Genomic DNA, 12,038 nt, shown 5'->3' with positions numbered 1-12,038 from the left:
TACCTCCTTTTGTGAGCCCTAATATGAAAAAGTCAGTTCTGATCACCGGATGCTCCACAGGCATCGGATACGTATGTGCCCATGCTTTACAAAAAGAGGGCTTTCACGTTATTGCCTCTTGTCGCAACGAGCAAGATGTTCAACGCTTAACCAGTGAAGGCTTAACCTGCATTCAGTTAGATCTTAATGATCCTCAAAGTATTTCTGCCGGAGTTTCAACAGCTCTGGAACTGGCCGAGGGAAAGCTCTATGCCGTATTTAATAATGGCGCTTACGGACAACCTGGCGCATTAGAAGATCTGCCAACAGAAGCACTTCAAGCACAATTTCAGACCAACTTTTTTGGCTGGCACCAACTCGTTAGAGAAGTGTTGCCACACATGCGCAAACAGGGTGAAGGAAGAATCATCCAAAACAGCTCTGTGCTAGGGTTTGCTGCGATGAAATATCGTGGTGCCTATAACGCCTCTAAATTCGCACTTGAAGGCTGGACAGACACGCTACGTTTAGAATTGATGGACACTAACATCAAAGTTGCACTGATCGAACCCGGCCCAATAGAAACCCAGTTTAGACAAAATGCCTTAAAAGCGTTTGAGCAGTGGATTGATGTGGAAAACAGTGCCCACAGAGCAGCTTACGAAGGGCAAAAGCAGCGTTTAGATAACGACAAGTCGAACAACAAATTTGTCCTTCCTGCTGAGTCTTGTATTGAACCAGTGCTTCACGCACTCACCAGTGATAAACCAAAAATTCGCTACCGAATCACCACACCGACTAAAGTTTTTGCGGTATTGAAGCGCCTGTTACCAACTCGTGTTCTTGATAAGATTTTGCGACAAGCAGCATAAAAAATTTTTATCACGATGTAATTTTACCGTAACAATGTGATGTCATTATGAGCATGTAGGTTAAGAAAACCTCAATGTTCGAATCAATTTCTAAGTCAGTATCTTCATCCATCGAGCCTGAACGTGATGTGGATACTCACTATAGATTTGGTATCGCCACCCTTTCTGTTTTGTATTTTCGCGAGACAATAATGACATTAAATCAGCTTAACTGGCTTAGTGTGGGTGTAGTGTTGACCATGTTCATCCTATTTTGATACCACACCCAGCACACCACTATAACGTCTAACAAGACTCTCTAAACCGTGCTGGACTAGCCAAATTTAATAGCACTTTCGCTTGCTATCAGGAATACGCTGCTTCGGCAGCGTTTTTCCTTTCTATCGCTTGAATTTCCCAAATATCAACTCCATATCTACAATCAACGACAAGAAACAAAAAGCAAGGATACTCTGATGCAATCCCCATTTATCGTTGAGTTAACAGAACAAAATTTCCGTGAAACGCTTGAAGGATCAATGAACACGCCTGTATTGATTCACTTTTGGGCGGGCGCTCAACCAGAAAGCGCACAAGTGATTCCTGATCTACAAATGCTGACTCAGCAATACAACGGCGCATTTACCCTTGCTCTATTGAACTGTGAACAGCAACCTGCTCTTGCTTCTCAATTTGGAGTGCAGGTGCTACCAACCATCGCATTATTCATGAACGGCCAAGCCGTCGATGGTATGGGTGGCCCTCAGCCTATTGATGCGATTACAGCAATGCTGCAAAAGCATCTACCAAGCCAAGATGAGATGCAATTGAAGCAAGCAAGTGAATTGCTCCAACAAGGTGAGCATGCTCAGGCGTTAGCGATTCTTCAAACGCTATCGGAAGAGCTTCAAAACCGTGGCGACGTGAAACTGGCGATGGCAGATTGCTTGCTGGAAACCAAACAGTTTGAATTGGCACAAACGCTGTTAAGCGCGATTCCACTGGAATACCAAGACAACTACTACAAAGGTTTGATCGCGAAGTTAGACCTGCACCTTCAAGCAGCAGAAAGCCCAGAGCTTCAGCGTCTTGAACAAGAACTAGCAGCAAACCCTGACAACATTGAATTGGCGTGTGAACTTGCAGTTCAGTACAACCAAGTGGGTCGCGATGAAGAAGCGTTAGAGCTACTTTGGAACATTCTTAAGACCAACCTAGGCGCACAAGATGGTGAAGTGAAGAAAGTCTTTATGGATATCTTGAGCGCACTTGGCCAAGGCAACGCACTGGCAAGTAAGTACCGCCGTCAACTTTACTCGATTTTGTACTAAGCGAATCGATTTAAAGCAGGACAACTTAAATAGAAAAGGCCGGAAAACTCCGGCCTTTGTTGTTTCTACCATTCTTAAAACACTCGTCGCGAGAAAGACGAGGGCTAAAAATCACTGTACAGCGTAGGTACCGCAGGTGGGTATTCAATCGGCTGCCAGCGGTCATTGAAGGTGTATTTTCCGTACAGCATGAAATGGTTTGGCGTATAAAACTCTGAACGCTGCAGATCCACCAGCGCACCGATATACCAACGTTTACTCACTCGCTTCTCAACGGCGGCTTGCAGCGATGCACCAAAACCGCCACCGCGCTCAGAACTATCACCAGAAGATAGATAAGGCGCATCTTCTTCTGTCCATGAGTTAGAAATGGAAGCACTCAATTGATACGACCATGTGCTGTCGTAGCGACCGTAATAGTTGACTGGCAATGACACAGAGAAATAACTTTGCGGGCTGTAGTAGCCACCATGACCAAGTGTGTATTCACCCAAGTTTTTGTCATAGTCGAGGTACATCAAGTTAGTGCCAATGCTCAGGCGCTGATCATCCGTTGCGATCAGTTTGTAGTAAGCCCCACCAAGCACACCGAGGCGAGTATTGTCTTCAACGTTTTCACCCGTCAGTGCATGGTATTGCAGGCTGCTCCAAAAACCGTAAGGGCCACCTATATCCCAGCTCGAATTGAGCTTAACGCCTGTTCGAACTACACCACCCCATTTTTTGCCTTGAGGATCACTGGTTCCACTCGGTACTGTCATTCCAGCGTAAGAGAGTGTGCTGCTGGTTTCAGGTCGACGCGACGCTTCTGCTGTCCACCCAAAGTCCCCGAGATCACCATCCACACTGATCCCACCTACCCAAGTAGTATGGTCAAAACCAATCGGTGTAGTGCCGATATCCACTTGCCAATCTTTGGCTTGCCAACCCACACCAAGCGCCATACCCGACGCATCATCTTGGAATGAGGTACTGTCAGAGCCGTTTGTCTTCTCGTAGTAATCTAGCTCGCCGGAATCGATTGACACGTAATCCGCTCTCAGCAACAGATGCCCATCGAGTGATTCAATCGGAATACGCGCTTCGATTGGGACTTGGTTAGATGAGTTACGCCCATCACGCGCACTGTAATCCCAACCAATAAGTACATGACCATCACTGCGATCATGGAGCGTATCGATGTCCGACTTAACATTGCGCGTTAGCCAGTAGTCATCTGCTGTGTCATACAACTCACGCAAAGTAAGCGTCTCTAGACTTGCTTCATCTGGTTGTGCACTTTTTTCAATTCGATCACTGTTCAGTGCCTGACGTCCGCGCTCTTCCGCTAACGTCCATTGCTGATTGTCCATCGCAATAGACATGCTGTTTCGATACGCTAGAGCGTCGGCGTCCTGTGTATCATCGAGCAAGCGGTTCAGGGTGTTCGCATCATTGCGGTAACCAAGTTGATTGAATACCGAAGCAACCGTCATCAACTGAGCAGCATTCAGCGTGTCGCGCTTCTTATTCAAGATCAGATGCAAGTCGTGATAGGTTGCCTCATCTCCACTCTGTGCGCTAGCTTGCAGCAAGCCGACCTGAGCTTGCGTCTTGAATGGTTCAGGTTTTGATGAGATACGTTCATACAAAGCCATTGCTTGCTCTGGCTGTTGATTCGCGAGTAACAAATCCGCTTGCGCTAAAGTACGACGTGTTTTGAGTTCATCAAATTGCAGCGCTTCAGATGCACTGACTGCTTGCTGGTCTTTACTCAACGCCAAGCCTTCGTACCATTGGTCGAAATCGTCAAACTGATTCAAGCTCACCATCATACTGCCGTAAGCGAGTTTTTCGTCGGTAGTCCATTTGCTTGAGGGGCGAATACTTTGATAAATACGCTGCGCTTCATCGACCTTTTCAATCTCTACCCAAGCACTCACAAGCCTTGCTAGAGGTTGAACTTGCCCAGCATATTGAGACTCAAGCGACGTCAACATGGTAGTGACAGCCTTCGGTGAGGCCTGATAACGCGCGGGTAAATCTTGTAAATCAGCATTGAGCTTTAAGCGTGTGAGGTTACGCTCCATGGCAGGGGTAACTTCGCGCTTCGGCACACTCTCTAACTCAGAAATCGCCGCATCTACTTTAAAATCTTGAGCAAGATACAAGGCATAAGCGAACTTCATTTCCGGATCAGTGCTGTTCGTCGCCCATTCAGACATCAGTTTGTCGGCACGACGTTTATCCCCCATAGAGCGAACAACATCAGCAATATCCAGTCTCAACCACGGCGATGTTGGTTTTAGCTCAATCAATTCTTCCACTGCAGATTGCATACCTGCTTGGTCATCTTTCGCTATCGCAATGCGCAATCTCGCCAGAATGATCTCAGATTGAATACCATTGATTTTCTGGGACACCACCTGTTTTTGTGCTGGAGAAAAACGCTGTGCAAGTGAAGCCGCGCCATTCCAATCCTGCTGCTCAATACGAACATCGAGTCGTCCACGTAAGGCAGATCCGTTCAGCGCTTCAAGTTGTAGTGCTTGGATATAAGCTTTATCTGCTGCGGCATAATTCTTTTGTGCTAAGTAAAGCGCCCCTAAAGAGGTAAAGGCATAAGGCTGTGTTTTATCAGACTGAATGGCTTTACGGTAAAGGCTTTCAGCTTGTTTAAACTGCCCTTTCTCAGCCAGTGCATCACCTTGATCCAAATAAGCCCAATATTGCGAGGTTTCAATCAGAGTGGCCCACTTCGAAGCACTATCTGGGTCTTTGTCTAGCTGCTGTGCTCGTTCAAAGTACTCAAGCGCCTTTTGTTGCTGACCTTTACGCAGATAGACCTTGCCCATACCACCCAATATTTCTGGGTCGTTCGGACGCGTCGTCATCGCATAACGCAACTGCTTCTCGGCTTGCAAGGTTTTGTCTTCATCCAGCAGTTTGAGACCTTTCAATTTGGCAAGATAGGTTGGGTCCTTACGTAGATCTTGCTCGGTTTCCCAGCGTTTCTTCGCACCTTGGTTGGCACGTTGAATCTCAAGGTCCGAAGGATAGTAACTCGCTAGAATCGCGTATTGTTGAACTACTTGTTCTGAAATCGGCAGTTGATCAAGAGCGCGCAACCAAGATGTCGCCGCACTGCTGCCAATCACTGGCGCTAAAGCGAGCTTTTTGTAGGTATCCAAAATCCATGGGTCAGCTGGATTCTCTTTACGGATATGATTCGCCAATGCGAGTTGAAACTGAGGCACACCTGGGTAATCTGCATTTAAGCGCTCTAAACCTTGTTTTACCGCCTGCCAACTTCCATCAAGATTGCTTTGCAGCTGAAGAAACTCTAACTGCAATGCAGCAGAAGGCATGCCGTTTGGAAAAATGACTTTATACGCTTGGATGGCTTCTTCGTAACGGCCAGATTTAGCTAGCAACTTAGCTCGTTGGTAATCGCCTTTCTTATCGCCTTGAAGAGACATGATGGCAGCCAAGTCTTTGGCTTGTGGAGAATTTGGCGATTGTTTGGTTAAACGCTGAAACGTCTGCTTCGCCAACTCAGGTTGCTTACGCTTTAAGTACATATTGGCTTGGTAATACAAGCCAATCGGGTTGCCTTCCTCAATAGCAAACAAACGCTCTAACGTACTTTCAACAATGTCGTCGCGTCCTATTGCATCCGCCAGTTTCAGTTGTTCAACCAGCCACTCCACCGAGTTTACCCGAGCAAGAGATGTCGAGAACTGAACCGTTTCAACTGGTTGGTATACTGCGGCTAACTGCGCTTTGCTAAGCGGTTTTGAGCTAAAACTTTGAGCATAAACAGGAGCAATCCCGCTCGCCATCATGGCCAGCGAGATCAACCACGAAGCACGTCTTGTTATTGGCATTGCTCGCTCCATGCAGGCAACAGTTCACCTTGCTCGCCAAAGCGATAGCGCGCCTGATGCCAGCCTAGGCCAAACAAGCTCAAAACATTGTCGTAGTAGTGGTCGTTTCTGTCCGAGATAAGCTCTTGCTGCGCTCGGCTTGCTTGTGCTTTGAGCAGCTCAGACTCACCAGATGCCGCCAACAAAGGCAAAGCAGCGGCAGAAAATCCTGCACTGCCAACTTGAGTGTATTCACCCGTTTCTGTATTCACTTCTCGTGGTGGTGCGCCGAGCGCTTTAGTCGCTGCGACAAAGGGCTGCATTTGCTGAATCAGCTGAGCTTTTTCTGCGACTTGGTCATCAAGCATACCCGCCCATAAGTAGGTACGAATGGCGTTGTAACTGCCAATTGGCCCAGTCACCGAGTCGCCACTGTACTGGCCTTGGCTGAGCGTTGCCCAATCAGGGCTGAAACCTTTTGGCATGGTTTGCGTTAGCATTTGCGCGCTTGCTTTATACATATCATCCCATGAATATTGCGGATACAGAGCTTCCATTCGCGCAATCAGCTGTAACGGCACATAGCTCGGGTTCAAACGGTAACGATCACCAAACTCAAACCCTGTTGGTGCAGGCAGTAACACGGTGCCCACACCGTCAATAGTTACAGTCTCTTCTCGTAGAATACGACTAGCAAGCAGATGACCAAGCGATTGGTAGTAATAGTTATCCCACAGTCGACCCGCTTCCACTAAAGCGTAAGCAATCCAAAGATCGGAATCCGATGCTGCATTGGTATCTAACACACCAAAACTGCCGTTCGCTTTTCGACCCCATAACCAAGCTGGCAATCTTGCCGTAAGGTCACCACCAGCTAAATGCACTTGAGTCCAGTTTAATACTTCGGCAAACGCTTTTTGATCATTGGCAACCAAAGCAAAAAACAACGCATAGGACTGGCCTTCCGATGTGGTGATCATGCGTTCATCGCTGCCATCCACGACTCGACCTTGTTCGATATAAACCGACTTAAATGTGTCCCATTGTGGCCAGTCACAGGTGTTTGCCCACAGCTGAGGAGAAGTCAGTAGCATGATAAGTGCAATCAGCTTTTTCATTCCTCTTCCTCCTCAGTTTTCTCTAGACGTTTTGCAGAGACCTGACGCAGAACACGCCAAAGCACAATAGTCACGATCACCATCAACAACGCAGCGAAGCATGCCACGATGATTGGGTGATTTGAGAAGTGGAACCAAACTAATTGCCACACTGGCAGCTCACCCACAAAGTAGTGAGAACCAACGTTATAGCTCGCGACTTCATCGTTTCTGAATGTCACCACAGAGCCAAACATATGCTCCACTTTGCCCGAATCCGCAAGTGCTTCATCAACCGTAGCAAAATCAGCAGGATGAGCAGCCATGATAGACACTAAACTGCGATTATTTGTGTAAGGTGATTCCATACCATAAATCGCAGCAAAGGAGCCGCCTGCTTCCACTGAAACATAATCAGCTGGCACTTGGTTAGCATCGCTTGGGTTCATCCAGTTCATACCAAGCTGCCGTTCATTCTTGCTCGGTAGACGAATTTGGCGCTCGCCTGCTTCAACCACCAGATTCACTTGGTCTGGGTCGTTCGCCGCTTCTTCTAATGAACGCACCACACCAATGCTCAAGATATCTTTGTCTTTTAGCGCTTGTGCATCCCACTTATCGGTCAACAATACTTGGATGCCTGGGTAGCCAGAATCACCGCCCAAAGAGCCCATCACATTCAAGAAGGTTTGCAGTGCTTCTTTTGGTGCGTTTTTTGGCACCACAACAGCAGTTTCAGACAGATCCGCCATGCGTGTGTACGGGAAGCCAGATGTTGCGAACGCACGCATGTTTGGCATTTCGATGTAATGCGGGAAGCCGCTAAAGTCGATCGTCGAGTCGCCATCAACCACTGCATATTGCTTGCTTGGTTGAGTCACCTGACACAAGCCATCAGTGACAGAGGCAAAGCCAAATTCAAAATCGATCTGGTTTTTGCTGCCCACTTTGAATGCTGGAATACGTACACGGTCGTCGCTGCTAAGAATGCTGTCATCCAACAATGGCACACGAACGCGGTTAGAGTCGCCACCTTGGCCAGCAGTGGTCAGGTTAAAGGCTTCGATGAACTGGTCGTTAATGCTCAATGTCAGACGGGAGCCAGAATGGTCTTCCGTCGGCGGTGAGTAACGGTAGTTCAGATCCATTGGAATACCGCGGCTCTGCCAAGTAAACAGATCTGGTGGTAAACGTAGGCTCACGCTGATAGGCGGTGGTGTGCGACCTTCTACTTGCAGCATGCTCTTTTGCTCAACCAATTCAGACAACGCAACCGGTCGATCTGTGCTCACCCAGTTTGGCGCATCGTAAGGCACGCGAGGTTTGATTTGCTTCACCTCGTTGATCTTGGCAATGGGGCCGGTGAGAATTTGGTTACCCAATGCCAAGCCTCGTACCGCGGTGTTTAGGTCAGCACTATCACGACCAATCACCAGCAATAACTTCACGTAGGGGTCGGTTGGGTGGGTAATCACCTGTACACGCGGGCCATCCGTATCTGGGAAGTCTTTTAGGAATTCAGGTTTGTTGTCGTTGGTGATAAACACCACAGCGTTGCGCTCTGGCAAAGTGTCGAAACTCAGAGGGAACTGCGCACCGCGCCAAGCCGCTAAAGAGCCGAAGTAGGAACTCAAAACACCCGCGGCTTTCACTTCGTCTAAGTCATATTTATCGCCCATCACAACAGGCAGATTAAGTTGGCTAAAGTCACGAACATCAAAGAAAGGCGCTGGCAGTAAGCTCAAATCGCTTTCTAGCTGCGTTTTTTGCACAAACATTTCGATGCGGCTGCTTTGGCTGATCTCGGCCCAAATACTGGAATCATTCGGGTTGGCACAGTCTTTTTGAGTATTGCCAATCAGCTCAAAACGAATTTGGTTGTAGTTACTGAAGTAACGCGTATCCAGTGGCATAGAAAGACTGAGCTTTTTACCCTGCTGACCATCAACGATAGACGCCACGCCCATCAACTCGTTGTTCAAGTACACTTTGACGTGCGATACCAAAGCAAGTAACGCTGGCGAAGGCGTAATATCAAAGTACAACGTGGCTTTTGAAACCACCTCATCAAGGCGAGAGCCAAAGCCGACATAAGCGTTCGCTTCACTGCCTTGAATCGCAATTGAGCCGCTGTAGCCCAATTGAGTAAATGGAACGACTCGCTTAAAGACGGTGGCATTTTCCGCGTCTTGTTGCTGAGCTTGAGGTTCCGACAATTGCTGTTTTACTTCTTGTGCCGCGAGACTGCCCGACATACACATCAGAGTGATTGCCGTCGTCAACGCTGTTAGTTTTTTATTATTTAGCATGACTTGTGGTCCTGATTGGGACATAGCGAGGTCGAAGTGACCAAATAAATTCGATACAAAATAAAAGTGCATCCACACTGACCACGACAAATTTCGGGCAGTGTTGTAGCAAGCGCTTGTATCCATTAAAGCCGACTTGTAGAACGGCTTGCATACTCGATAGTGGCTTATCTGCTTGATAGCCTTGTTGCCATTTCGCCCATGTATCTGCTCGTGCAAATGTACATTGGACGTATTGGATTTGTTGTTGATGCGACAATTCGTTGAGTTGCATACCGAACATGCCTTTATGAGCATAGGCAACCGTCATCGGGAACACGAATTCTTGTCCACCACGATTCAGAATCACTTCGAGTGACTGACCGAGTAAGTACTGGCAAGTTTGTTCGTCAACGCCATCGATTTCGATGCGGACGCCCCCCAATGAAAAGTCTTTCATCTGAGCTTGAATCAAATGCCCAGAGTGCAATCTCACCGCAACAGGAATTGCCACCTCGACGCGGTGATCTTTTCGTACCTGTTTCGCTTCTACCGCAACCGCGACCGCTGCACCTAAGATCAGTAAGTTGTACATCGTCCATACTAAGTTAACGATGACAGTACCAACCTCATCTTGGGGCCCCCACCCCATTCGATACAGACCCACGGCAAAACCAAGAATATTCAGTGCCACGAGCACCAAATACGGTCGAGAGATCACCCAGTCGTAATGCGATTTTTCAACTAGGCCCCCTTTCGCCGTTACATTGAATGTCCCTTTATGAGGCGCAAACAAAGCGACGGTGGTTGGTCTTGCGATGTACCAAGCAAGCACGGTTTCATACACTTCTCCCCAGAAGGAGTAACGATAGTCACCCTGCATGCGTGAGTTGGTCATACTGGCGTGGATCATGTGCGGCAAAACGTACAGGATGATCGCCAATGCTGGTGCGTAAATGACGTAAGAGTGCAGCAACAAAAACGCCAGAGGTGCAATCAAAAACACAATACGCGGTATACCGGATAAGAAATGCAGCATGGCATTGACGTAACAAAGCCGCTGCGACAACTTCAGCCCCTTACCGGTGAGCGGGTTGTCGACCCTGAAGATCTGCGCCATGCCCCTCGCCCAGCGAATACGTTGCCCTACGTGTGCCGATAAGGTTTCTGTCGCTAAACCCGCTGATATTGGCTGCTTAAGGTAAGCAGAGCGATAGCCCAATCGGTGCATGCGCAGTGACGTATGTGCGTCTTCCGTTACGGTTTCAACTGCAATACCACCCACTTCTTCAAGCGGTTCACGGCGCAAAATGGCGCACGATCCACAGAAGAAAGTCGCGTCCCACAAATCGTTACCATCTTGAATTAACCCATAAAACAAGTTGCCTTCGTTAGGCACATTGCGGAAGTTCGATAAGTTACGTTCAAACGGATCCGGAGAGAAGAAGTGGTGTGGAGTTTGAATCAGCGCCAGCTTCGGATCTTTGAGGAACATCCCCATCGTAAGCTGGAAGAATGCTCGAGTTGGAATGTGGTCACAGTCGAAGATCGCCACAAACTCACCATCCGTCTGCTTTAACGCATAGTTGATGTTACCGGCTTTGGCGTGCTCGTTAGTCGGCCTGCGAATGTAGTTAACGCCAACACTCTTTGCGAAATCACGGAAGCTGTCTCGTTTACCATCATCGAGAATGTGAATTTTTAATTTGTCTTTTGGCCAGTCCACACCCATTGAGGCGTACACCGTCGCTTTAACCACGTCGAGATCTTCGTTGTAAGTCGGAATCATCAAATCGATGGTTGGCCAAATCGATTGATCTTGTGGCATCGAAACCGGCTTACGGTTAAGCGGCCATATATTCTGGAAGTAACCCAGCATCAACACGATCCAAGAATAGGTTTCTGCCAAAAGCAAAATACCCCCTAAGATCAGTGCAATAGGATCGTCCCAGTTTAAGGTTGATGAGTAACGCCACCAGAGATAACGGCAAGATGCTGTCACCGAAAGAATGATGAGCAACATGGTCGGAAAGCGCCCCGGCATGCGTCGCACCATCATGGCAAGTGCCCACAATAAAAGCACAAATACAGTCTGTGCCTGATAACCGAATGGCACGGTAAAACAGAGCAACGCGAGCAACACCACGAGGAACAGCAATGCATAGTTCAACACCATCGCGGACTTGCTGGCTTTCATGCGTTCACGAACTTCAGGATCTTTAACTTGGTTGGCCGTTTGCTCTAACCAACGAACACTTTTCGCCACCAGCTCGAACGGCAAGTAGAAAGCATTACGGATTTTCTCAGCAAGATGCATCACGACGCCACTGGCTTGATGAGACCAAGCAGACGCCACACTTTGCTTAAAACACAGTAACCAAACGCTCTGGACAACAAATCGAATCGGGTCGAACAAGCGAGGAGCGGCGTAGTTAACTTGTGGGAAATAGACCAGTGGCAGTTTCCAAGAAGGAACACCGGAAATCACAGGTTTTAGGAAAACAAAGCTCAATGAAAACCAAACAGAAAGCACAATGTTACCCAACCAATTGGTTTTGCACTCCCAAGCTTGCTCATACGCCTGCTTGTGCGACTGAAATTGATCGACTATCCAACTCTGGAAGATAAGATTGAGGCTACGCATGCA

At 47.9% G+C, this 12,038-nt stretch carries 7 protein-coding genes; 3 read left to right on the top strand and 4 right to left on the bottom strand.

From position 1 onward, the window contains the following. Positions 1–23: 23 nt before the first annotated feature. The 3 genes from KIT90_RS23625 to KIT90_RS23615 all read left to right on the top strand — a co-directional run bounded on the left by KIT90_RS23625 (position 24) and on the right by KIT90_RS23615 (position 2,161). The gene (locus KIT90_RS23625) at positions 24–851 is read left to right on the top strand and encodes an SDR family oxidoreductase (protein ID WP_005436924.1); all 828 of its coding nucleotides are present in this window, start codon (positions 24–26) and stop codon (positions 849–851) included. 74 nt (positions 852–925) lie between these two features. Further along, the gene (locus KIT90_RS23620) at positions 926–1,108 is read left to right on the top strand and encodes a hypothetical protein (protein WP_009707234.1); all 183 of its coding nucleotides are present in this window, start codon (positions 926–928) and stop codon (positions 1,106–1,108) included. Positions 1,109–1,306: 198 nt separating this feature from the next. After that, entirely contained in the window at positions 1,307–2,161 is an 855-nt protein-coding gene (locus KIT90_RS23615; RefSeq protein WP_005436922.1) for a co-chaperone YbbN, read from the top strand. A 104-nt stretch (positions 2,162–2,265) separates the two neighbouring features. On the opposite strand, the gene KIT90_RS23610 is transcribed toward KIT90_RS23615, so the two are convergent. The 4 genes from KIT90_RS23610 to bcsA are packed head-to-tail and all read right to left on the bottom strand — an operon-like array spanning position 2,266 to position 12,035. Further along, positions 2,266–6,027 carry a cellulose synthase subunit BcsC-related outer membrane protein gene (locus KIT90_RS23610; RefSeq protein ID WP_285379040.1) on the bottom strand — a complete coding sequence of 1,254 codons (3,762 nt, stop codon included), beginning with the start codon at positions 6,025–6,027 and terminating at the stop codon, positions 2,266–2,268. Beyond that, positions 6,018–7,124, bottom strand: a complete 1,107-nt coding sequence (gene bcsZ, locus KIT90_RS23605; protein ID WP_285379039.1) for a cellulose synthase complex periplasmic endoglucanase BcsZ — start codon at positions 7,122–7,124, stop codon at positions 6,018–6,020. The genes KIT90_RS23610 and bcsZ overlap by 10 nt, the downstream gene beginning before the upstream one ends. Further along, positions 7,121–9,412 (bottom strand): cellulose biosynthesis cyclic di-GMP-binding regulatory protein BcsB, encoded by a 2,292-nt coding sequence (bcsB, locus tag KIT90_RS23600; RefSeq protein ID WP_285379038.1) that lies wholly within the window; start codon positions 9,410–9,412, stop codon positions 7,121–7,123. The genes bcsZ and bcsB overlap by 4 nt, the downstream gene beginning before the upstream one ends. Continuing rightward, on the bottom strand, positions 9,402–12,035 hold the full coding sequence (gene bcsA, locus KIT90_RS23595) for a UDP-forming cellulose synthase catalytic subunit (protein WP_285379037.1): 2,634 nt from the start codon (positions 12,033–12,035) through the stop codon (positions 9,402–9,404). Before bcsA ends, bcsB begins: the two co-directional genes overlap by 11 nt. Positions 12,036–12,038 lie beyond the last annotated feature (3 nt).

The organism is Vibrio sp. B172a, assembly GCF_030248355.1.
Taxonomy (GTDB): Bacteria; Pseudomonadota; Gammaproteobacteria; order Enterobacterales; family Vibrionaceae; genus Vibrio; species Vibrio owensii.
This window is presented reverse-complemented; position numbering and strand designations above follow the sequence as displayed.